Origin of the sequence: Empedobacter sp. UBA7248, assembly GCF_002472945.1 — a bacterium.
Taxonomy (GTDB): Bacteria; Bacteroidota; Bacteroidia; order Flavobacteriales; family Weeksellaceae; genus Empedobacter; species Empedobacter falsenii_C.
Window position 1 is genome coordinate 186,992 of the sequence record NZ_DKSU01000014.1, and the last position, 24,419, is coordinate 211,410.

Annotated in this window: 25 protein-coding genes; 21 read left to right on the forward strand and 4 right to left on the reverse strand. The window is 28.0% G+C overall.

The genetic code is table 11. The annotated features are described in order from the left end of the window. Positions 1-3: 3 nt before the first annotated feature. The 21 genes from B4A23_RS13230 (at position 4) to B4A23_RS13330 (ending at position 20,995) form a co-directional block, all read left to right on the forward strand. On the forward strand, positions 4-735 hold the full coding sequence (locus B4A23_RS13230; protein ID WP_291120706.1) for a class I SAM-dependent methyltransferase: 732 nt from the start codon (positions 4-6) through the stop codon (positions 733-735). Continuing rightward, positions 728-1,615, forward strand: a complete 888-nt coding sequence (locus B4A23_RS13235) for a glycosyltransferase family 2 protein (RefSeq protein ID WP_291120708.1) — start codon at positions 728-730, stop codon at positions 1,613-1,615. Before B4A23_RS13230 ends, B4A23_RS13235 begins: the two co-directional genes overlap by 8 nt. Further along, positions 1,612-2,541, forward strand: coding sequence for a GDP-L-fucose synthase family protein (locus B4A23_RS13240; RefSeq protein ID WP_291120710.1), 930 nt, complete (start codon positions 1,612-1,614; stop codon positions 2,539-2,541). Before B4A23_RS13235 ends, B4A23_RS13240 begins: the two co-directional genes overlap by 4 nt. Beyond that, positions 2,538-3,716: a DegT/DnrJ/EryC1/StrS family aminotransferase gene (locus tag B4A23_RS13245; protein WP_291120712.1), complete on the forward strand. Its 1,179-nt coding sequence runs from the start codon at positions 2,538-2,540 to the stop codon at positions 3,714-3,716. The genes B4A23_RS13240 and B4A23_RS13245 overlap by 4 nt, the downstream gene beginning before the upstream one ends. Before the next feature lie 3 nt (positions 3,717-3,719). Then, positions 3,720-4,577, forward strand: a complete 858-nt coding sequence (locus B4A23_RS13250) for an alpha-1,2-fucosyltransferase (protein ID WP_291120714.1) — start codon at positions 3,720-3,722, stop codon at positions 4,575-4,577. Then, entirely contained in the window at positions 4,562-5,596 is a 1,035-nt protein-coding gene (locus B4A23_RS13255) for a glycosyltransferase family 2 protein (RefSeq protein ID WP_291120716.1), read from the forward strand. Before B4A23_RS13250 ends, B4A23_RS13255 begins: the two co-directional genes overlap by 16 nt. Before the next feature lie 29 nt (positions 5,597-5,625). Further along, complete coding sequence (gene gmd / locus B4A23_RS13260) at positions 5,626-6,717, forward strand: GDP-mannose 4,6-dehydratase (RefSeq protein ID WP_291120717.1); 1,092 nt, start codon at positions 5,626-5,628, stop codon at positions 6,715-6,717. Between the two features lie 513 nt (positions 6,718-7,230). Beyond that, positions 7,231-7,899, forward strand: a complete 669-nt coding sequence (locus tag B4A23_RS13265) for an NAD-dependent epimerase/dehydratase family protein (RefSeq protein WP_291120719.1) — start codon at positions 7,231-7,233, stop codon at positions 7,897-7,899. A gap of 614 nt (positions 7,900-8,513) precedes the next feature. After that, complete coding sequence (locus B4A23_RS13270; RefSeq protein ID WP_291120721.1) at positions 8,514-9,341, forward strand: glycosyltransferase family 2 protein; 828 nt, start codon at positions 8,514-8,516, stop codon at positions 9,339-9,341. Between the two features lie 22 nt (positions 9,342-9,363). After that, the gene (locus B4A23_RS13275) at positions 9,364-10,239 is read left to right on the forward strand and encodes a glycosyltransferase family 2 protein (RefSeq protein ID WP_291120723.1); all 876 of its coding nucleotides are present in this window, start codon (positions 9,364-9,366) and stop codon (positions 10,237-10,239) included. A 75-nt stretch (positions 10,240-10,314) separates the two neighbouring features. Further along, complete coding sequence (gene glf / locus B4A23_RS13280) at positions 10,315-11,421, forward strand: UDP-galactopyranose mutase (RefSeq protein WP_291120725.1); 1,107 nt, start codon at positions 10,315-10,317, stop codon at positions 11,419-11,421. Between the two features lie 20 nt (positions 11,422-11,441). Next, positions 11,442-12,404: a glycosyltransferase family 8 protein gene (locus B4A23_RS13285; RefSeq protein WP_291120728.1), complete on the forward strand. Its 963-nt coding sequence runs from the start codon at positions 11,442-11,444 to the stop codon at positions 12,402-12,404. A 64-nt stretch (positions 12,405-12,468) separates the two neighbouring features. Further along, positions 12,469-13,452, forward strand: a complete 984-nt coding sequence (locus tag B4A23_RS13290) for a glycosyltransferase family 2 protein (protein ID WP_291120730.1) — start codon at positions 12,469-12,471, stop codon at positions 13,450-13,452. Positions 13,453-13,479: 27 nt separating this feature from the next. Beyond that, positions 13,480-14,499 carry a glycosyltransferase family 2 protein gene (locus B4A23_RS13295; protein WP_291120732.1) on the forward strand — a complete coding sequence of 340 codons (1,020 nt, stop codon included), beginning with the start codon at positions 13,480-13,482 and terminating at the stop codon, positions 14,497-14,499. Further along, positions 14,471-15,325, forward strand: coding sequence for a hypothetical protein (locus tag B4A23_RS13300; protein WP_291120734.1), 855 nt, complete (start codon positions 14,471-14,473; stop codon positions 15,323-15,325). The genes B4A23_RS13295 and B4A23_RS13300 overlap by 29 nt, the downstream gene beginning before the upstream one ends. A gap of 17 nt (positions 15,326-15,342) precedes the next feature. Further along, on the forward strand, positions 15,343-16,497 hold the full coding sequence (locus tag B4A23_RS13305; RefSeq protein ID WP_291120736.1) for a glycosyltransferase family 4 protein: 1,155 nt from the start codon (positions 15,343-15,345) through the stop codon (positions 16,495-16,497). 12 nt (positions 16,498-16,509) lie between these two features. Further along, a complete protein-coding gene (locus B4A23_RS13310) occupies positions 16,510-17,373 on the forward strand; it encodes a beta-1,6-N-acetylglucosaminyltransferase (RefSeq protein ID WP_291120738.1) in 864 nt (287 codons plus the stop codon). Positions 17,374-17,375: 2 nt separating this feature from the next. Next, complete coding sequence (locus tag B4A23_RS13315) at positions 17,376-18,383, forward strand: hypothetical protein (RefSeq protein WP_291120740.1); 1,008 nt, start codon at positions 17,376-17,378, stop codon at positions 18,381-18,383. A 56-nt stretch (positions 18,384-18,439) separates the two neighbouring features. Then, positions 18,440-19,000, forward strand: coding sequence for an acyltransferase (locus B4A23_RS13320; protein ID WP_291120742.1), 561 nt, complete (start codon positions 18,440-18,442; stop codon positions 18,998-19,000). Next, complete coding sequence (locus tag B4A23_RS13325) at positions 18,993-19,961, forward strand: glycosyltransferase (RefSeq protein WP_291120745.1); 969 nt, start codon at positions 18,993-18,995, stop codon at positions 19,959-19,961. Before B4A23_RS13320 ends, B4A23_RS13325 begins: the two co-directional genes overlap by 8 nt. Before the next feature lie 5 nt (positions 19,962-19,966). Further along, positions 19,967-20,995 (forward strand): glycosyltransferase family 2 protein, encoded by a 1,029-nt coding sequence (locus tag B4A23_RS13330; protein WP_291120747.1) that lies wholly within the window; start codon positions 19,967-19,969, stop codon positions 20,993-20,995. A gap of 59 nt (positions 20,996-21,054) precedes the next feature. Here the strand turns inward: B4A23_RS13330 and B4A23_RS13335 are convergent, their stop codons facing one another. The 4 genes from B4A23_RS13335 to yajC form a co-directional block, all read right to left on the reverse strand. Next, positions 21,055-21,750 carry a response regulator transcription factor gene (locus B4A23_RS13335; RefSeq protein ID WP_019974263.1) on the reverse strand — a complete coding sequence of 232 codons (696 nt, stop codon included), beginning with the start codon at positions 21,748-21,750 and terminating at the stop codon, positions 21,055-21,057. Positions 21,751-21,754: 4 nt separating this feature from the next. Then, positions 21,755-23,308, reverse strand: coding sequence for a sensor histidine kinase (locus B4A23_RS13340; RefSeq protein ID WP_038331121.1), 1,554 nt, complete (start codon positions 23,306-23,308; stop codon positions 21,755-21,757). Positions 23,309-23,380: 72 nt separating this feature from the next. Further along, positions 23,381-23,983 carry a dephospho-CoA kinase gene (gene coaE / locus B4A23_RS13345; protein WP_291120749.1) on the reverse strand — a complete coding sequence of 201 codons (603 nt, stop codon included), beginning with the start codon at positions 23,981-23,983 and terminating at the stop codon, positions 23,381-23,383. Positions 23,984-24,053: 70 nt separating this feature from the next. Then, entirely contained in the window at positions 24,054-24,410 is a 357-nt protein-coding gene (yajC, locus tag B4A23_RS13350) for a preprotein translocase subunit YajC (protein WP_125350678.1), read from the reverse strand. Between the last annotated feature and the right edge of the window lie 9 nt (positions 24,411-24,419).

Genomic DNA, 24,419 nt, shown 5'->3' on the forward strand with positions numbered 1-24,419 from the left:
ATTATGAAAACTTTATTGAAAAAATTTTTATTGAAAGTAATAAAAAGAAATAAACCAAAACAAGAATCAATTGAATACAACTTTGATAAAAATAATCCATTAGGTGATGGAGGAGAAAGGGTTGATTTTAAATTTGATAATAATTTTGATATATCAAATTTAGATATGTACCAAATAAATCATTATAAAAGGTATGAATTTGCTTTTGAACAAATAGAAAAAGAAAGTATTTGTGGTGATTTTGCATGTGGAACGGGGTATGGTAGTGCTATATTATCTAAAAAAGCAAAAGAGGTAATAGGTATTGATTTAAACAAAAAAGTTATTGATGAAATTAGTATTAGATACAACTCTTTAGAAAATATTACTTTTCGAAATTTAAATTTATTGCAGTTGGATTATAAGAATTATTTTGATAACATTATATCTTTTGAAACAATAGAACATTTTAAAGAAGAAGATATTTATACTTTATTAAAATTATATTTTGAAGCATTAAAACCAAATGGTTATTTATATTTTTCAGTACCTTATATGCAAGAAGAGTCTGAGAATGCAAAGAAGCTTGGATTTCATTTAACATTTGAAATTAGTGATGATAAAATCTCAAAATGGTTAACTGAAACAGGATTTATTCTTGAAAAAAAATATTATCAAAATTATAAAACACATACAATCCTCGAAACTTTGGAAGATAAAGAGTTTGTAATATGTATTGCTAGAAAAAATGCCTAAATTATCTATTTGTATACCAGCGTACAACAATGTTGAATCTCTAAAAAGATGTATAGAATCTATTTTTATACAAACTTTTCAAGATTATGAAATTATTATTACTGATGATTCTAATAATTTGGACGTATGTATGTATATAAACGATATCTGTTGTGATAAAATACATTATTATAAAAACAAAATACAATTAGGATCACCAGAGAATTGGAACGAAAGTATTAGAAAAGCGAATACTGATATTATCAAGATTTTACATCATGATGATTGGTTTACAGATGAAAATTCTTTAGCTATTTTAGTGAAATTACTTGAAGATAATCCTGAAAGTTCATTGGCATTTGTTTCGTCAATAAATTTTGATGTTATAAATAATAAAATAATAAATTATAATAAACCAAAACATTCTTTAATAAAACATTTTGAAAATACTCCTATTGATTTATTAAAAGGGAATTTTATAGGAGCTCCGAGTGCGACTATTTTTAGAAAAAATGAGAATTTATTCTTCGATAAAGAAACGATTTGGTTTGTTGATATAGATTTTTATATACAGATCTTATCTCAAAATGCTAAGTTAGCTTATAATGAACAAGAGGCAATAACAATAGGAATAAGTAATACGCAAATAACGAGAGAGGTTGAGAATGATATTAGAATAAATATTACAGAATATTTTTATTTACTTCAGAAATGGGGTGTGAAGAAACTAAAAGATTCAAGTCTTAAAAAAAGTTCATACGACTTATTGAAACGTTTTAATATTCAAAATAAAAAAGATATAAGAAATTTGGGGTATAAAGGAGCATTACCAAAGGATATTAATTTATTGTTTATAAAGTTATTTTTAAAAAGAATAAAAAAATTGGCAGTTAAAAAATGAATAAAACTTCAAAACTTTATATAACGGGACATCGTGGAATGTTAGGAAGTGTGACTTTAAAATTATTTGAAGAAGCAGGTTATACTAATATTATCACAAGAACACATGCTGAATTAGATTTAACAAATCAACAAGCAGTCGAATCGTTTTTTGAAAAAGAAAAGCCAGAATATGTGATTCATATCGCAGCAAAAGTTGGTGGTATTAAAGCTAATATAGATCATCCAGCTACATTTTTATATGATAATATGATTATGCAAGCAAATGTTATTCACTCAGCTTATAAAAATGGAACCAAAAAATTTGTATTTCTAGGAAGTTCTTGTATTTATCCGAAAGAGACTCTTCAACCTATGAAAGAGGAATACCTTCTTACAGGAAATTTAGAACCAACTAATGAGGGTTACGCAATTGGTAAAATAGCAGGGATAAAATTGTTGGAAACATATAATAAACAATATGGTTTTAATAGCATAAGTCTTATGCCTAGTAATATATATGGGCCTAATGATAGTTTTGATTTAGAACATGCACATGTTTTATCTTCCCTTGTAAAAAGATTTGTTGATGCAAAGGAAGAAAAGAAACCAACTGTTACTTTATGGGGAACAGGAATTGCTAGAAGAGAATTTTTGAATGTAGCAGATTGTGCAAAAGCAATTTTATATATGTTTGAAAATTATAATTCCTATGAGTTTATCAATATTGGACCAGGTAACGATATTAGTATAAAAGAATTAGCAGAAATAATCGCTCAAAAAGTAGGGTTTGAAGGGGAAATTTTATGGGATTCTTCAAAACCAGATGGCATGTTGAGAAAATGTATGGATGTAAGTGAGATGAAGAAAACCGGTTTTGAACCTTTAATTTCCCTAGAGCAAGGCATAGAAGAAGTTATTAATAGCTATAAAGAAAAAAAGAAATGAGAATACCATTAATGCGTAAAGCTTTTTTAAACGAAATTGAAACAAAAAAAGCGTTGGCCGAATTTATTTTACATGCTAATCGATTGAGTATGGACGTGGAATGTGAGAAGTTTGAAAAAAAATTTGCAAAATATCAAGAATGCAAACATGCCATACTTTTCAATAGTGGAGGGAGTGCTAACCTTGCGATGTTACAAGCTTTAAAAAATTTAGGCAAATTAAAAGATGGTGATAAAATTGGATTTTCGGCATTAACTTGGTCTACTAACACAATGCCTATCATCCAAATGAATATGACTCCAGTTGTAATTGATGTAACTCCTAATGTAATCAATACAACTTCTGAAGACTTATTAGATAGACTTAAAACAACAGATTTACAAGCACTTTTTATCACAAATATATTAGGTTTTACGGGAGATATTGAACGTATTAAAGAAATATGTGAAGAAAAAAATATCATCCTAATAGAAGATAATTGCGAGTCTTTAGGGACGCAATTACCAGAAGGTAAAACTGGGAATTTTGGACTTGGAGCTAGCTTTTCTTTTTTCGTTGCACATCATATGAGTACAATAGAAGGAGGAATGGTATGCACTAGTGATGATGAATATGCAGAAATGCTACGTATTGTAAGAGCTAACGGTTGGGATAGAAATCTAAATTCAAAACAACAACAGAAATGGAGATCACAATTCGGAATTCAATCAGAATTTGAAGCTAAGTATACATTTTATGATTTGGGATTCAATTTTCGACCAACAGAAATAACAGGTTTTCTAGGACAATATCAAATGCAATTTTTAGAGAAAAACATTCAGTCTCGTGAACAAAATTATTTGCGAATTGAGAGTGTTGTAAAGCAAAATCCAGATTTCTTAATACTTAATCATGATCATATAAATGTGCTTTCCACTTTTGCATTTCCATTTGTATGTAAAACACCAGAGTTACGAACACATTATATTCAGAAATTTATTGATGCGGGAGTAGAAATTAGACCTATGATTGCTGGGAATATGCAAAGTCAACCATTCTACCAAAAATATGTTAAAGAGATTTACGATATGCCTGGTGCTGATATGATGCATAATAATGGTTTTTACTGTGGGAATTACCCAGAATTGTTAGAGGAAGATCTTGTGGTTTTTGAAGAATTACTTCTTAATAGATAAACAATGATTGCCGTAGAACTTGTTGGAGGATTGGGAAACCAGATGTTTCAATATGCTGTAGCAAAAGCTATGTCATTGCATCGTCATGATAATTTTTTAATTGATAAAAGACAGTTTGAAAGTTATAAACTTCATAGTTATTCTCTTAAGCATTTCAATATCTTGAAGAATGAACTGAAGAACGACATTGTCTTGGATCCCAAAAGTATCTCTGAGAAAATAAAAGCATTTACAAAAAAACAAAAAATATATACGCTGTATCAGGAAAATGGACTAGATTATGATGCTTCTCTTTTTGATATTAAAGCAAAAAATATATATTTAAAAGGCTATTTTCAGTCAGAAAAATATTTTACAAAATATAGAGCAGAAATCTGTAAAGACTTTGAAGTAATGACGCCTTTACAATTTCAGACTAAAGAATTATTAGAAAAAATAGAAATCGTCAATGCTGTTTCTTTGCATATTAGACGTGGCGATTACGTTACAAATCCAGAGGCTAATTCGGTACACGGGACATGTAATTTAAATTATTACCAAGAGGCTATAGCACACATTAAAAAATTCGTAGATCATCCTGTATTTTTCATTTTTTCGGATGATATAGAATGGGCTAAAAAAAATATTATAATTGAAGAAGAGATTCATTTTGTAGATTTTACAGACGCTTCTACCAATTATGAAGACATAAAGTTGATGAGTGCTTGTAAGCATAATATCATTGCTAATAGCAGTTTCAGTTGGTGGGGAGCTTGGTTAAATAAAAATGAAGAAAAAATAGTTATTGCCCCGCGAAAATGGTTTAATGTAGACTATCACAAATCAGATGATATAATTCCTGAATCATGGTTGAGGATATAAAATTACCTAAAATATCAGTTTTATTGCCAGTATACAATGGAGCAGAGTTCCTTCAGACGGCTATTGATAGTATACTAGGTCAATCTTTTTCGAACTTTGAATTTATTATTATTAATGATGCGTCTACTGATAATAGTGAAAATGTTATTCTTTCTAATACAGATTCTCGCATTGTTTATGTCAAAAATGAGTTAAATTTAGGTTTAATAAAAACATTAAATAAAGGACTCGATATTTGTAAAGGAGAATATATTGCAAGAATGGATCAAGATGATATTGCTTTGCCAACAAGATTTGAAAAGCAAGTCAATATACTCGATAATCATCCCGAAATTGGTGTTTGTGGTACTTGGTTTAAATTTTTTGGAGGGGGTGCACGAGATAGAGTTATAGAGCATCCAGAAAATCCTGAACAGATAAAAATAGCTATGTTGGGTTATTGTGCTATTGGACATCCAACGGTGTTATTAAGAAAAAAAGCAATTCAAAATTTAAGATATGATGTTAACTATCAAGCAGCAGAAGATTACGAGTTTTGGTCGAGATTATTGAGGATAACAAAGTTTTATAATATCAAGGAATCGCTATTGGATTATAGATTTCATGGTGATAATATGTCGATAAAAGAAAGTGATACACAATCTATAGGTTCAAAGCGTGTAATTCAAAATCAATTAACATATTTGGGATTTGATGAAAACCCTCTTTTTGTACAATATAGTGAAGCAATTTTTCAAACTTTTGTTCGAAAATTAGAATCAAATGAGTTTATGTCATTAGTATTATTCGCTAATGAATTAGAGATTGTAAATCAAAAGAAACAATTTTATGATGTTAACTTATTGAAAGAAATAATTCACGAACGCCTATTTGCATTATATGATAAAACAGAAAAAGATAGTTTTAAATTTTATTTGTTTTTGTTAAAGCATAAAAGTGAATTAATAAAAAATAAAAGTATAACATACAACCTAAAAATTGTTGGAAAAATTATTGTTGGAAAAAAAGCATGCAGCTAATCCGAAAAATACGTTACACAAAATAAACTATGAAAGTAGCATTAATAACAGGAATAACAGGACAAGATGGTTCTTATTTGGCAGAGTTCTTACTTAATAAAGGTTATCAAGTACATGGTATAAAGAGAAGAGCATCCTCATTTAATACTCAAAGAATAGATCATATATTTCGTGATTTACATGAAGAAAATGTCAATTTTAAACTTCATTATGGCGATTTAACAGATTCTACCAATCTTATTAGAATTATTCAGGAGATTCAACCTGACGAAATTTACAATTTGGGAGCGATGAGTCATGTAAAAGTAAGTTTTGATTTGCCAGAATATGTTGCAAACACAGATGGTATAGGGACTCTTAGACTTTTGGAAGCTGTTAGAATTTTAGGATTGACAAATAAAACTAGAATTTATCAAGCTTCAACATCCGAACTTTATGGTAAAGTACAGGAAGTTCCGCAATCAGAAAAAACCCCTTTCTATCCGCGTTCACCTTATGGTGCTGCAAAAATATATGCGTATTGGATAACCGTTAATTATCGAGAAGCTTACGGTATGTACGCTTGTAATGGTATTCTATTTAATCATGAATCTCCTCGTCGTGGAGAGACCTTTGTAACCCGTAAAATTACTATGGCTGCTGCCAAAATTGCTTTAGGTTTACAAGATGTTCTATACTTAGGAAACTTAAATGCTCAAAGAGATTGGGGACATGCGAAGGATTATATCGAAGCAATGTGGTTAATATTACAACAAGATAAGCCAGAAGATTTTGTTATTGCAACAGGAAAAACAACTTATATTAGAGATTTTGTAAGAATGGCTTTTTCCGAATTAGGCATTGAATTAGACTTTGTAGGTGAAGCAGAGCACGAAGTAGCACTAGTTAAATCTTGTTCCGATTCAAAATACCAGCTACCAATTGGTAAAGAAGTCGTAAAAGTTGATCCTAATTATTATAGACCAACGGAAGTAGATTTGTTAATTGGTGACCCTACTAAGGCGAATACTCAATTAGGCTGGATTCCGAAATATGATGTTAATATGCTTTGTAAAGAAATGATACAAAGTGACATCAAATTATTTGAAAATGAAATTAAATTAAATAATGTGGAATTTTAGTCAAGATCTTTTCAAGAATATATGTGAAAATAGCTGTATTTGTTATCTTTATATAGTTGATAAAATGAATATCCTAACTTAATTTCAAGAATAATTTAAGCATAAAAACCTTAATTTTAAAATATGAAATCAAACCTCAAGATTTATTTGTCTACTTTAAAATCAGAGCACCAGAATTAAACTTTGAAAGAAATAATGTTTCTGATTAACAATAATGGCTAGTTGTACGTTACAAATGGCGCAAAGTATATTCTGAATTAGGATCTGATGGTTATCCTAGGCAAAGGAAATTTAAAGCTTACAGCAGAGCAAGAAAGGATTTATTAATTAAAGCATAAATAAAAAGAAGCCGTGCTTGAATGAGATATCCTAAAAAGCAATAGAGCGGTCGTTGAAATAATTTTTCATTCCGACAGAAGAGTTTGATTAATAAAATATAATTTATAAAAATGTGGCTTAACTTATACTTTGTTTCTTGTTTGTATATTCGTAAATTAATTAATAATTATTAGAATGATAATAGGTAGAGGATTAATTGCAAATTTATTTACAGAAGTAGATTTGGATGAAGTTGTTTTTTTTGCTTCAGGCGTTTCTAATTCTTCTGAAACTAGAATGAAGGAATTTCTACGAGAACAAAATTTAGTTGAGGAAACTTTAGCAAATAATTCCGAAAAACTTTTTATATACTTCAGCACATGTTCTATTTATGATTCTTCGAAGTACAATTCACCGTATGTACTTCATAAACTACATATCGAAGAGTTAATTAAACAACGAGCTAAACATTATCTTATTTTGAGAGTTAGTAATGCTGTTGGAAGAGGAGGAAATCCGAATTTGCTTATGAACTATTTATCAAAAAAAATTTTGAATAAACAAGACCTTGTTATTCATCAACACGCAACACGTAATTTAATTGATGTAGAAGACGTAAAAAATATTACCTTAAAATATATCTTTTCTAAAGATTGGAATAAAATCATCAATGTAGCATACATAGAGAATTTTAATATTCCTGAAATAATAGAAGCTTTAGAAAAGATTTATGCTCAATCCACTAAGAAAATAATAGAGAATAAAGGCGAACATTACTCAATAGATGTACATGAGTTAGATTATAAGTTTGCTACAAAATTGAAAAAAGATTATTTATTTCAATTAATAGAAAAGTATTATTAAATAGATTCTTCAAACAAATTAGCTATTGTAATTTCTCTTTTTAAAAGATATTTTTTTGAAGAGAATCTTGTGGAGGATAAAGTAAGTTAGTTGAACAGCAGGGAAAATGTATTACTCTTACATAAAACGAAAAACTCAATTTAATATAGCATCTTCTGAATGATCTCAATATTCAATTTTTGAAAAATATTTTTTCTAGAATAATTTACAATTAAATAGGTATTAAAAGGTATCTTTTTGTTTGACATAGTGACGCAATGTTGGTTTTGAATTTGTTTAGATAATAATTTAAATAGAACCTATCGATGTCTTTTTTGATTATAAATTTGGATAACTAAATTATAAAAGTTTACATTTTTAAAATGAAATACTTGATCAAGAAAATGTACTTCATTATGCAAAACAAATAAATGCACTAGATTAGCATTATATTATTTTTTTCAAAACTGGAGAATGTTAAGTTATCTGTATGAAAATGAAAAAAATAGCTTTTGTATTATAAATACAATTAAAAAAAATAGAATGGAAGAGATCATCAAATAATAACTTGTATATTCTTACAAATGAAGTAACTTTGTAAACAACCTAAATTAGAAATACTTAATACACACATCATGCAACAACCTCTTATTTCGGTTATTGTTCCTTGCTACAATCAGTCTATTTATATGGACGAATGCCTACAATCAGTCCTAGACCAAACCTATCAAAATTGGGAATGTATTATTGTAAATGATGGTTCACCAGATAATACAGAAGAAGTTGCACTACATTGGGTAGAAAAAGATACACGCTTTATCTATCTCAAAAAAGAAAACGGAGGCTTGTCTTCTGCCCGAAATGCAGGAATTGAAAAAGCTAAAGGAGAATGGATTTTACCATTAGATTGTGATGATAAAATAGGTTCTCAATATTTAGAACTAGGTTCTCAACAATTTAACAGTGGTTATACGATTATTTATTGTGAAGCGGAATTTTTTGGTGATAGAACAGGAGAATGGGAATTACCAGAGTTTTCACTAAAAGAATTTGCTATTCAGAATTTAATTTTTTGTTCAGCATTTTATAGAAAATCAAGTTGGGAAAAAGTTAAAGGTTATGATGAAAGTATAATACACGGATACGAAGATTGGGAGTTTTGGATTAGCATTATTAATAAAAAATCAAAATGTTATAGAATTTCTAAAGTATTATTTTATTACAGAATTAAGGAAAAATCGATGACTAATACTTTGCATTCTGAAGTAACGAAAAAGAAGGAATTACTTAATTATATCTATGTTAAACATATTTTATTTTTTGTTGAAAATTTAGAAACACCTTATCAACAATTATATCAAAGAATGAAATATGTAGAAAAAGAGAATGAGCTTTTAAAAAAAATACTAGGAAGTAAAAGAATTGTATATATGAATCGAATACTAAAGTTATTTAATTTATAATATTTTAGAAAAATAAATAAACATGAATAATCCACTTGTTTCCGTTTGTATACCAACCTATAATGGTGAAAAGTATATACAAGAAGCTTTAGATTCTATAAAAAAACAAACTTATAGGAATATAGAAGTCATTATTTCTGATGATTCTTCTACGGATAAGACTAGGGAAATATGTGAAGTATTTAAAGACGAAGTTAATTTTCCGGTTTATATATTCTCACATCAACCTGCAGGTATTGGATCTAATTGGAATAATAGTATTGCAAAAGCAAATGGAGAATACATAAAATTTTTATTTCAAGATGATTTACTTGCATCTAACTGCATTGAAATTATGCTATATTATCTTTTATCTCATAATTTAGATATTGTCCTATGTAAAAGAATAATTATAAGTGAAGATTTTGGCTTAGTAGAAACAGAGAATTGGTTGACTAAATTTGGCGATTTACAAAAAGGAATAAATTTAGAATTTGACGATTTTTATTTATTTGGGAAAAAAGATTTATATCGACTTGGTTCAAAATATCAGTTATCATATAATTTTTTAGGTGAGCCCGTTACTTCGCTATTTAGTAAAAAGCTTTATAATACTATAGGTGAATATTCTACAGAGTTAAAACAAATGTTAGATATAGAATATTATTTAAGAATTCTAATCCATACAGATATTGGGCTTATTAACAAAAAACTAATTTCATTTAGAATACACAATAATCAGACTTCAACTATTAATGAGAATTCAAGAATTGATGAAAGTAAGTTTATAGATCAATTACTTGTTCAACAATTCAATAAAAATTTGAATAAAAAACAAAAGAATAAAATTTTATATAATCGATATCCTTTTTTAGACAAGTTTGTAAGGTTAATGTATAGGTACAAGATTTTTAATTAATAAGTACTGTAAAATAAATTATTTTTATATATGAAAGTAGTTAAAAAGGTAGTTTTATAATAACATAGCACAATTATGAAAAAAGAATACGATTATTTAATTATAGGTAGTGGTTTGTTCGGGGCAATATTTGCGCACGAAATGACAAAGCAAGGTAAAAAATGCTTGGTGATAGAACGAAGAAATCATATCGCGGGAAATGTCTATACTGAAAAAGTTGAAGGAATCAATGTGCATAAATATGGCGCTCATATTTTTCATACAAGTAATAAAGTTGTTTGGGATTATGTCAATTCTTTTGTAGAATTTAATCGATATACTAATTCTCCGATTGCAAATTATAAAGGAGAATTGTATAATCTTCCTTTTAATATGAATACGTTTTATCAGCTTTGGGGGGTAAAAACTCCGCAAGAAGCTTATGAGAAAATAGAAGAACAAAGAGCAGAATACAAACATATTACAGAACCTAAAAACTTGGAAGAACAAGCTTTGGTTTTAGGAGGAAAAGATATTTACGAGAAACTTATAAAAGGTTATACAGAAAAACAATGGGGAAGACCAGCTACAGAAATTCCAGCATTCATCATAAGACGTTTACCTTTTAGATTTACATTTGATAATAATTACTTTAACGATACTTATCAAGGAATTCCAATTGGTGGTTACACTGCTCTTGTAGAAAAAATGTTGGAAGGAATTGAGGTAAAGCTAAATGTAGATTATTTTTCAGATAAAGAAAACTTGGATTCACTTGCAAATAATGTGGTTTACACAGGTAAAATTGACGAATATTTTGATTATCAATTCGGTCATTTGGATTACAGAAGTTTACGGTTTGAAAATGAGATTTTAGATCAACCAAATTACCAAGGAAATGCAGTAGTTAATTATACAGAAAGCCAAATTCCGTTTACGAGAATTATAGAACATAAGCATTTTGATTTTGGAACGCAACCAAAAACTATTATTACAAGAGAATATCCGCAAGATATGACCAAAGGTCTAGAAGCATATTATCCAATAAATGATGAAAAAAATCAAATCGTTTATGAAAAATATAAACAATTAGCAGATCAATTACCAAATGTTATTTTTGGAGGAAGATTAGCAGAATACAAATATTACGATATGCATCAAGTAGTAGCAAGAGCTTTAGAAGTCGTTAAAATCCAAAATTAATATAATAACAATCTTTACAAATGAATATATTTCCAATTGTTTTTGCAACTGACAATAATTATTTAAAATATACTAGTGTAACAATAGCATCTATAATTTCCAATTCTAGAAAAGATATTCTTTATAAATTGTTTATTCTTACTGAAGATATTAGTGATGAAAATCAGAGAATAATTAATAAATGGATAAGTCGTTATAAAAACTTTTCAATAGACTTTATTTTTTTAAATGAAATTAAAAATGAAAATCTACATACTGAAGCTCATCTTAATAATTCAACTTATTATAGATTATATATACCTAAACTTTTTAAAGATTACGAAAGGGTACTTTATTTGGATAGTGATTTAATTATTGATAGAGATATATCACAATTTTTAAAAATTGATTTTGATAATTGTCTGTTGATGGGAGTAACTGATTATTCTAGTGAATATGTAAAAAATGATTATCCAAATTTCTCTAAAAATTATTTTTATAACGTTTTAAAGTTAAAGGAACCAGATGAATATATTAATGCTGGAGTAGCATTGTTTAATGTAAAAAAAATAATAGAATTAGGGATTGAGAATGAGTTTATTGAAATAATAAAAACAATTGAAAAACCGATTAATCATGATCAGGATCTTATGAATGCAGTTATAGGTCGTAATGGAAAAACTAAAATACTTTCAAAGAAATTCAATTACTTAACTGTTTATCAAGATGATTTAAATATTACTTATAGTTACGTGTTAAAAGATAGTTTTTCAAGATTATTTAAGAAAAAAAATGAACAAGATATAAAATTTTATATATATCATTTTTCATCTAAAGCAAAACCATGGAATTCTACTAGAATAAGTAAAAGATTATTTTATAAATTTTTATTTTCGATACATTTAGTAAAGCCACCTAAAGAATATATTGAAGAAATATTAGAAGAAGATAAATACAAATATCCTTTTTATTGGAAATTATTTTTGAAATATTTTTCATCATAAAAATTTCTTTATTTTGCATTGTAGAATAATTTGAAAATGCTATTAACGTTCTAAAAACTTAAACATGAATAAATTATTAACCCTCATAATACCTATTTATAATACCCAAGAATATTTACGTAAGTGCTTAGATTCTCTGATTATAAAAGAAGAATTATTTTCTTTAGTTGAAATACTATTGATTATTGATGGAAGCCCAGATAATTCCCTAACAATAGCACAAGAATACGAAGCAAAATATTCACAAACATTTGTTGTAATTAACAAAGAGAATGGTGGTTATGGTTCTGTTCTGAAAAGAGGTATAGCAGAAGCGAAAGGTAAATATTGCAAAGTATTAGACTCTGATGATTGGTATGATAATAAGGAGTTTGAAAAATTTGTTCATGAATTGCAATCAATCAATAATGATGTAATTGTGACTGATTTTGTAAAGGAATTTGTTTTTGAGAATCGATCAGAACTTCAGACACTTCCTAAGCTAAAAAATAATCAAGTCTATCAACTTGATGAAGATATAAATACTTTGGAAGATGATGTTTTTGTGATGCATCGTTTGGCTTATAAAACAGAAGTATTAAGAAAGGCTGCAATTGATTTTCCTGAAAAAGTTTTTTATACTGATACACTTTTTGCCTCGATTCCATTATTTTTTGGAAAAGATTTATATTACACAAATTTGCAACTGTATCGTTACTTTATCGGAAGAGATGGACAAACTATTGCTCCTGAAAGTATTCGAAAAAATAGAAAAAGTGTAGAAACTGTGATTAGATATTATTATCAAAAATATGTAGAAAACAAATCAAATTTATCAAAGAGTAAAAATACTTTTACGATTGAATCTTTGAAAATATTAATGGAAATGTATTACAGAATTCTTCATCATATGTCTTTTTCTGAGGCAAATAAAGAATTAGCAGAATGGCATAAATTTGTTAAGAAGACCGATAACTACAAAGACTTTTCTCAAAGTAAAATGATAAAGTATTATAATATAATGCCATACTTTATTTTTAGATATACTTCGTTTATTTGGAAAAAATAATATTATTTGAATTTAATCATAAATAAAATGTTAGTAAATCCATTGGTTACTGTTATTGTTCCGAATTACAATCATGCTAGGTTTTTAAATCAAAGACTTGATTCTATATTTAATCAGACGTATAATAATTTTGAAGTTATTTTATTAGATGATTTATCACAAGACAATAGTATAGAAGTCTTAGATAGCTATAAGGATTCTAGAATAATTCATAGAATTTATAATAAAAAAAATAATGGTAGTCCTTTTAAACAGTGGAAGAAAGGATTGAAACTTGCAAAAGGAGATTTGGTATGGATAGCAGAGAGTGATGATTGGGCTGATGTTACTTTTTTAGAGAAAATGATTCCTATATTTTCTGAAAATGAAAATGTTGCAGTGGCTTATAGTGATATGTATTATGTTGATGAACATGGAATTGAAATTGTAGACACTTTTGAAGAATATACACAGCAATCTCATCCAACTCTTTGGAAGAATAATCACTATTATAAAGGAATAGATTATGTCAAGGACTTTATGCTAAATAAATGTTTAATTGTAAATGCTAGTAGTGTAGTTTTTAAGAAAGATTTAGGTAAAAAGCATATTGATAGAATTCTGAATTATAAAAAAGCAGGAGATTGGTTGTTTTGGAATATTCTTCTTTCAGAAGAGGATGTATATGTTTATTTTAGAGGAAATGAAAAATTAAATTACTTTAGATATTCTGTTCAGTCAACAAGGAGTTATCCTACAATTGAAAATAAAGAAAATGGACTTATAGAGCGTACAAATGTCATTTTTTCAACTTTGAATATGCTTGGTCTAGAGCAAGAAAAACTTCAAATAAAAAAAAGAGAAATGTTAGATTGGTGGGCTAAAGATCATTCTGTGATAGAATCTTTAAGAATTGGATTTAAAAGCATTTTAGACACAGCAATGTTTCAAGAAACTAATGTATATTCTCTCTACAGGCATTATATAAAGTACAGAATAAAAAATATACCTTTAATTAAAACCTTAAGAAAAAATAATTATGTTCAACCAAATAGCCTTAAAAATTAGAAAATTATTTCCAAATATTTACCAAAGTGTGTTGAATATTAAACAAGGAAGATATAATTATACTTTTTCTAAAGATAAATATCCTCATAGTTTCTTGGTAAATTCTTGTGAAACCAATTCTTTAGGTGAAAAAGCTCCTGAAGTAATTTACTGTTTTTGGACTGGAGATAACCCTTTGACAGAAAACCGTAAAAACGCATTGATTGAATTGGAAAAGAATGCAGGTGTACCAGTTAAACTAATAACACCAGAGATACTTCCTCAATATATAAAGCCAAATTATCCATTACATGAAGGTTATGAGCTATTAAGTTTAACGATGCGTTCAGATTATTTAAGATGTTATTTTATGCATCATTATGGAGGAGGATATGCAGATATTAAACCTTTTAAGCATTCATGGAAACCTGCTTTTGAAAAACTTAATAATAGTGATAAATATGTTATTGGATATCAAGAGCTATTAAATGGAGGTCTAGCTCCAGCTGAACATAGATTTATTGAAAATAAGGATTATGAAGATTATGATTTATTAATGACTTCTGAAAAAAGTTTACATACTGATTTAGTCAAACACACACCTTTATTAATTGGAAATTGTGGGTTTATATGTAAAGCTTATAGTCCAATAACTACTGAATGGTATAATGAAGTTTATTGTAGAATGGATCAGTTATATGACTATTATGAACAAGTAGGTTCAAAAAATGTAAGTAATATTCCTTATTTTTATTTGGTTCAAATTTTTCATCCAATAATTTTAAAATACCATAAACATATCTTTCAATACAAAAAACTTTTACCTGTTTTAAAAAATTATAGATAAATCTAAGAATTAAACCTATGAAAATTGTCTATTTTTTTCCAAATCTAAAAGATTCTGCTGGTACAGAAAGAATGCTGAATGTGAAAGCTAATTATTTAGCTGATGTTCTCCATCATGAAGTTACCATTATTACCTATCGTCAATTTAATGATCCTATTTTTTTTGATTTTAGTAAAAAGATAAAATTTGTACATTTTAATATTCAAGATCCTACTCCAAACCTTAAAGGTCTAAATTATTGGGAAAAAAGAAAACGCTATCGAAACTTTATGCAAACTTATCGTCAAAAAGTTGAAGAATATCTTTATAAGAATCCAACTGATATTGCGATATCAATGTATTTCGGTGCAGAACACAAGTTTTTACCATTAATAAATGACGGTAGTAAAAAAATCTTAGAATATCATTTTCATTTTGATATAACACCGCTTAGTAAAAAGTTAAAAGCAAAATGGTCTTTACGAAATATAAGGATGAAGATACAAACGAAGCTTTTCCAAAAAACGTTGAATAAATATGATAGAATAATTGTCCTTACTCAACAAGATGATGAAGAATGGAGTAATTACTTTAACAATGTAATCAATATTCCAAATCCTATCACAATTACCCCAATTAAAACAGATTCTTCTATAGAAAAAGTATTAGCAGTTGGACGTTTTACATATCAAAAAGGATTTAATTATTTAATTGATGCCTGGGCAATAGTGAATAATGATTTTCCTGATTGGAAATTAGATATTTATGGATCTGGAGAATTAGAGGAAGACTTGATAAAACAAATTAAACAATTGAGTTTAGGAAACAGTATCAATCTTTGTGAACCAAGAAAAGATATAAATCAAGTGTTTTCTGAACATTCCATTTTTGCTTTGAGTTCTCGTTTCGAAGGATTTCCATTAGTGCTTATAGAAGCACTTTCTTGCGGATTGGTTCCAGTGGCTTTTGAATGTAAAAATGGACCAAAACAAATGATGGGGGATAGTGAGTTAAAAAAATTTCTTGTTAGACCTTTTGATGTAACTGAATTTGCAGAAAAATTAAAAATATTAATATTGAACAAGCAATTGAGAACAGAAATGTCGGAAGAGGCTATTAAAGTATCTCAGCGTTATCAACTTGATAATATTATGATGATTTGGGAGGATATGTTTATTAAAATTAGGGATTAATATAATATGCTTATGAAAAAACAGGCAATACTTATTACAGCATATAAGGAAGTTAATACATTATCAACACTAATAACATTGTTTGGGGAAAATTTTAATTTTTATATTCATATTGATAAAAAAAGTAATCTAAGTACAGAAGGTTTGGATAGATTTGATAATGTATTTGTGTCTAAAAAATATAAAGTTAATTGGGGAGGTTTTAACCATTTAAAGGCAATTTTACATTTATCAAAAGAAGCTTTGAAAAATAATGAAAATACTTTTTTTCATTTGATAACAGGAGAGGACTTTCCTATAAAATCAGTTAAAGAATTTTTAGCATTAGATCAGTCAAAAAATTATTTAGACTATTTTGAAGTTACAGATGTTCATGATGTTTGGTTTGATAGATTAAATACTTTTCAGTTTTATGATTATTTTAATGCTAAAATTGAAAAACAATTATATTATTTATCTATAATAGTTAGATTACAACGTAAATATAAAATTAATAGATCATATTCAAAGAGTTTTCCTCAAAAGGTATATGCAGGTTCTACTTACTGGAGTCTTAATAGAAATGCTTTGGAATATGTTATTAATTACCCTGATACAAATATATTAACTAGGTTCAAATATACTTTTTGTTCTGAAGAATTTTATTTTCAAACAATATTATTGAACTCACCTTTAGTTAACAGTATTGTTTGTAAAAATCTACGATATTATGATTGGGATTCTGGTAGAGGTGGGTATCCTGCATTTTTGGATATGACAGATTTTGATAAATTGATATCTTTAAAAGATTATTTTTTTGCTAGAAAAATAAAAAGTAGTTCTTTATTAAGGGAACAATTATTTAGCCATATAGCTCCAAAACATTCAAATAAATGATCATGAATATTCTTATAAAAAGCTATTATCGACCATATTTATTAGATCGTTGCTTACAAAGTATTTACGAGAAGGTAAATGATGCGAATAATATTGAAATAATCATTTTAGATGATGGAACACCTCAAAAATACTTAGATAAAATAAAAGAAAAATATCCATATGTAAAGTTTGAATTTTCTAATTATCGAAATGAGAAAATTGAAAAAATAGATAGGCATTTAAAAGGAGTTGAACAATATCATGATATTCGTATTCCGACAGAGTTATGGTTTAATGCAATCGAAAAATCTTCAGACATACTGATCTTAACAGAAGATGATGTTTGGTTTATTGATAATTTTGATATGTTATTTTATATAGAGGAAATGAAAAGATATGATATTCATATCTTAAAATTGGGTAGAATTTTAGAAAAAGATTCAGATATTATTCCTCATAAAAATCTTACAAATACTATTTCATATCATAATCCTAATTTTATATTTAGATCTAAAAAGTTTTATAACTTATTATTAAACAATACTTTTAGTGGTAGGGTTATTTTAGAAAAATTTAATCTTTTACCTAAAAGATGGATAATGCAACTATGGGTGATGTATGATATTCCGATGGGGATGTATCGTAAAGATTACTTACAGTTTCTTTGGAAGGATAAATATAAGCGTGTAATAGAATCATTACAGTTGAAAAATGCCGTAGATTGGGCTTTTAAACATAAAGGAGATTATAAGTATACATTAATGACTAATCGTGTGATGGAAACCTCTTATCGATCATCTGCATCATTTAATTCATTTAATATTGAAGAAAATTTAGACTTGATAAAATTTAATTATATTTTAAATGAACTATGGTATAAAAATGAATTTAATTCTTATGAAAATTACCCAAATGATTTTTCTGTAGAATATATATATGAATTATTGAGAGATAATGAAAGTACATTATTTGCAGATAAGTGGAAAAAATGGACAGAAGGATTTATAGAAATGCATAAAAATTCTTAACTATACAATTCGATCTTTAATATTATCTTAGTATTATATATAATAGTTTTAAAAATATGTTTTATAAAATTTTATTATTTCTTGATAAATTAATTGAAAAAGCTAAAAGAGAACAAGCCTACAAACTTTTCAAACAAAATTCTAATTCAAAAATAGCATCAGATTTTAAGTTAGGAAATAATTATTACTATGATATTTCTCCTAAGGCTATTATTGAAATAGAAGATAACGTTACAATGAACGAATCAAACTATTTGACAATAAAAAGTGATGCCAAATTCTTTGTTGGTAAAAATACTTATATAACAAGAGCAACAATTTCTTGCTTAGGAGAGATATCAATAGGTGAAAATTGTATTTTAGGAGAAGGAATGAAGTTGTTTGATCATAATCATCAATATACAAAAGAACCATTTAGTGTGTCTAAAACAGATTTTAATATAGGTTTTATCAAAATTGGTAATAACGTTTGGACTGGAGCTAATGTTGTAATTTTAAAAGATGTTACAATTGGAGATAATGTAATAATAGGTGCAGGATGTGTTATTCATAAAGATGTTCCATCAAATTCTATTATTGTGAATAAGCAAGAACACAAAATAATTTCGAATGAGTGAAGCAAGTAAAACTCCGGTTGTTTCTGTTGTAATGTCAGTTTATAATGCGGAAAAGTACTTAAATAAAGCAATTGAGTCAATTCTTGATCAAACATTTACTGATTTTGAATTTATTATTATTGAAGATTGTTCTACTGATAACAGTTTAAAGATTATTGAAGATTATGCTTCTAAAGATTCTCGGATTAATTTAATAAAGAAACTAGAAAATAAAGGAACTGCTGGGTTTATTGAAAACCTTAATATAGGAATTGAAAAAGCTAATGGAAGATACATTGCGCGGATGGATGCAGATGATATATCTTCTAATACTAGATTTGAGAAGCAAATTAATTTTCTGAATGATAATCCTGCTATAGATCTTATTGGAGCAAGTATAGAATTAATTGATGAAAGAGATCAACATATAGAAATATGGAAGGCAATTCCTCATCATAATGATATTGTTAAAAGAATGCCTAAGAAAATATCTCTTTATCATCCTGTAATAATGTTTCGAAAGGAATCAACAAAAGGATATCGTAATAAAGCTCTTTTCTGCGAAGATTATGATATGTATTTCAATATGATTTTTGCGGGGAGGAAATTTGCTAATTTAAATGAGGTATTATTAAAATATCGAATTCTAAAAACGTCTATTTCTAGAAAAAAAAACAAATTTGTAAGGTGGTTATTTGTAGAAAAGATCAGAAGTTTTTACAATGAAAATGTGACAAAAGGTTTTGATAGTTATTCGCAATTTGAACCAAATGATTTCATTGATATATTAAGTTTGGATTATAATAACAATTTACAAGATTTAGTTTTTGCCTTAAAATCTTCAATTATTTTCAATACAATAGAGGAAACAGATATACTTTTGAGAAAAATAAAACTTCAATATCCTAAACAAAGTTTATTAAAGTATCAATTATTAAATATATTACCATTTGTTGTAAAAAAGTATTTGATAAAAAAATAGACTAAATGACTACAATTATCATAAAATCCTTCAATCGGCCTTATTACTTGGAGCGTTGTTTAAGTTCAATTTATGCGTGTGTTAAAGGTAATTTTGAAATTAAAATTTTAGATGATGGTACGCCGAAAAAATATTTAGAAGTTACTAAATCAAAATTTCCAAATGCTAAAATTATTACTTCGAGTCAATATCAAGATAAAATAAAAGCTATTGAAGATAATATTTTAAAGGGTAATAAAATTGATGGTTTTACAATTCCAACAGATTTGTGGTTTAATGAAGTTAAATCTTCGTCAGATTATGTTTTGGTAACGGAAGATGATGTATGGTTTACCAATCCTATCAACATTGATGAGGTTGTAAGCGAAATGAAATCTTTTTCTATTCCGTTATTAAAGTTGGGTTGGTTAGGAAATTATTCGGATGACAAAAATTTGATAATAGATAAATTATCAGATGACCTAAATCAAGCTCAACCTCAAAAATTATTTACTTCAAATAAGTTTGTAATGGATTTGTTTATGTACAATAAATACAAATTTTTTACAATTTTATATAAATTAGGTTTGGTTGATAATAAAACTAAACTAAAATATTGGTCTTTAAACTCAATTTTAATGGGTTTGTACCAAAAAGAGTATTGGCTTTCGATTTGGGAAGATGCGAAAGGTAAAGTGGATGAGAAACAACAATTGAGAAATGCAGCTGCATGGTGTCACAAAAATAAAAATGCAATTTTTGCAAGAACCAATCAAGAGGTTTTGAAAACGACTTTCAAATCATCTGCAACAGGTTCATATCACGAGTATGGAAATCATTTTGATGTGAATCGAATGAATTATATTTTGAACGAAGCTTGGTTAAATAAAGAGTTTGACGCCATGCAAAATTATCCAAAAGATTTTTCTGATGATTATATCAAATCTTTTTTAGATAAAGAAAATCATCCTGATGCACAATATGATGAATGGTTTAAATGGGCTGAAAAATTTCGTCAACAATATAGAAATTTAGGAGCAGAAGTCGATAATTAAAAATATAACTCTACAAAAAAACCTCAACATAATTGAGGTTTTTTCTATAAAGATTAATCTTATTCCTGAATTAAAAGTCGGAATCCTTCACCGTGAATATTCACGATTTCTACTGCTGGATCTTTCTTCAAATACTTACGTAATTTCGCAATATATACGTCCATAGAACGTGATGTAAAGTAATTATCATCATGCCAAATACGTGTTAAGGCAATCTCACGAGGCATTAAATCATTTTTGTAAACTGCCAATAAACGTAATAATTCGTTTTCTTTTGGCGAAAGTTTTTGTGATTTACCATCGTAAATTAATTGTCTCAATTTTGCATTGAACGTAAACTTACCAATTTTGAAATCTTCTTGTTCAAATTTTTCTTCTTCGCCAGAATTACGTTGTAAAACAGCCTTTATTTTGTACAATAAAACTTCCGAATCAAATGGTTTTAAGACATAATCGTCTGCTCCAATTTTGTAACCATTCAAAACATCCTCGCGCATGTTTTTCGCTGTTAAAAATATAATTGGTTGTTCACTTTTTAGTTCTTTGATCTCTTTTCCTAATGTAAAACCATCTTTTTTAGGCATCATTACATCAAGGATGCATAGATCATAATCACTTTCTTTAAATTTGGCAAGACCATCCTCACCGTCGATTGCGTGCGTTACGTCAAAATCGTTTATAACCAAATAATCCTTTAATACACTTCCGAAGCTTGGATCATCTTCTACTAAAAGTAATCGTTGTTTATCACTCATTGATCTATGATTTTAGAGGAATTTTAATGAAAAAAGTACTTCCTTTTCCTGCCGAACTTTCTGCCCAAACTTGTCCGCCGTGAAGCTGAACGATTTTTTTGACATAAGCCAACCCAAGTCCATGACCTTTTACATTGTGTATATTTCCCGTTTCTTCTCTATAAAATTGTTCAAATATTTTTTTCAGAACGTTTTGCGACATTCCCATTCCTTTATCAGAAATTTCAATTAAAAAATTGTTGTCTTTGTTGTATGTTTTTACTCTAATCTCCGGTGTGTTTGGAGAGTATTTTCGAGCATTATCCAATACATTAATAACGATATTCTCTAAATGGAACGGATCTCCTTTTACAAATGATTGTTCTGCATTGTATTCTTCAAATATTGTACCATTTCTTTCTTCTACAATAAATCTTATCGGCTCAACACTTTTTTGTACAATGCCATTCAAATTTACTTCCTGAAAATTCATATCCATTTGATTGCGATCAAGCTTCGACATTCGTAAGACCATCTCAACGTGAGCATTCATACGTTTGTTTTCTTGTTTGATCAAATCGGCATAATATTTCACCTTTTCGGGATCAGTAAATATCTTTTCATTACGCAATGCATCAGACGCAATATTAATGGTTGCAATAGGCGTTTTGAATTCGTGCGTCATATTATTGATGAAATCTGTCTTGATTTCTGAACTTTTGCGTTGCAATTGCATGTAATAAATTGACAAGGAGAAAACCGTAATAATAATCATGGTTAAGATAAATGTCAACGAAATAACTGGAACTGTTGGCGCAACAATGGCTAAATTTCGGTTAACAAAATTCGCTGCCAAATAATATTCGATATGATCCTTTCTATCCAAAAATAGTGGAACCATAAACTCTATTTTATTACGATCGAAATCTTTTGATTTGACATTTGTTTCTGTCGAATCTTTTTTCAAAACTGCCAAAATTGGCATTGCTTGATGAATTCCTCTGTTGCGTAATTCGTTTTTCAATATCGAATCTAACATCGCATAATTCACACGTTTGTCGATTGGCGTAGAACCAGCATCCCAACGCGCAGCACTTTCCAGCGTAAATGTTCCGTCTTGTAAAGCGTGTTCAAAATTCAAATTCAGATTTGGAATTCCTCTTGCAGAAGAATCTTTGTCTATTTTGAAAACGCGTTCTTGCGAATAAATATTCGCTTTCGTTAAGCTATCATTGTATTTTCCTGATGATGGCAACATCGATTTTTCGACCACATAGCGCGTTACATAAGCGTACGTAACACCAAGCGAATCTTTGATGACTTGATTGGTTACAACTTGCGGTTTATCTTTATTTGATTTTAAATCAGATTGTATATTATTAAATTTCTTATAATAACGCTCTAATTCGTTTTTATTTATTTTCTCAGTTGTATAATTCATCGCTTGGTACACATTGTTGTTAAAACTGTCTGTACCGTTCTGAATTGTCAAGTTTAGCCAATAGAATTGAATGATTATCAATCCTATAAGCGCAACACTCATGATAACGATTAAGATTTTATAAAATCCTTTTTTCATTTATTTTTTATTGAATGATTAAAAATAGTTTAATCTTTTCTAATTTCTATCTTTTTGTTAAAATTTGGACGATTAAATCATTTTTTTGATTTTGATAAACGTTTGTTCCACTTCATTTTTCAAGTGAGCTAAATCGCCATTATTATCAATGATAAAATCTGATTTAGCAATTCGTTCTTCGTCCGAAATCTGATTGTTTATTCTCGCAAGAATTTCTTCTCGTGATAAACCATCTCTTTTTATAGTTCGTGCAATTCGCGTTTCTATATCGACCACTACACTTATCACAACATCGCAATCTTTGTAACTACCACTTTCTATTAAAATGGCAGCTTCTTTCATTACAATGTCCGATTTTTGAGCTTTTTTCCAATCTTCAAAATCTTGGAAAACTGCTGGATGAACAATTGAATTTAGTAGCTTCAATTTTTCATTATTCTGAAAAACTTGTTTTGACATAAATGGTTTATTCAAACCATTTTCATTGTAAGCTTCTTCACCAAAAGCCGCAATAATTTTAACTTTTACTTCAGAGTTTTCATTCTGAATCGTTTTCGCTCTTGTGTCAGAATTATATACCGGAATACCTAATTCTTCGAAGAATTTTGCTGCTGTACTTTTGCCAGATCCTATTCCGCCAGTAATTCCTGCTACAAAAGGTTGGTTGTTTTTCATGGTTTGAAGTTAAAAAAATGCCGAAGAATAATTCCTTCGGCAATCAGTTAAATATATGTTAACCTTAAACTTAGTTTTTTTCTTCTACTGCTTTTTCTGATTTTTCAGCTTTGTCAGTCGTTTTTGAATAACGTGCAGCAGTTAATTCGCGAGAAATTGCAGCCTTTTCAAATTTAATTTTTCCAGCACCAGTTTCGATGATAACAGCGTCGTCATAAATTTCGTTGATTTTCCCGTGAATTCCAGAAGTTGTTACAACTTGATCACCACGTTTGATATCCGTTTGAAATTGTTTTTCTTGTTTCGCTTTCTTTTGTTGAGGACGAATCATGAAAAAGTACATAATTACGAACATCCCTCCGAACATCAAAAGCATAGACATTCCTCCGCCTTGTGCACCAGCTTGTAAAAAGATTGTTTGAATCATTTTTATATT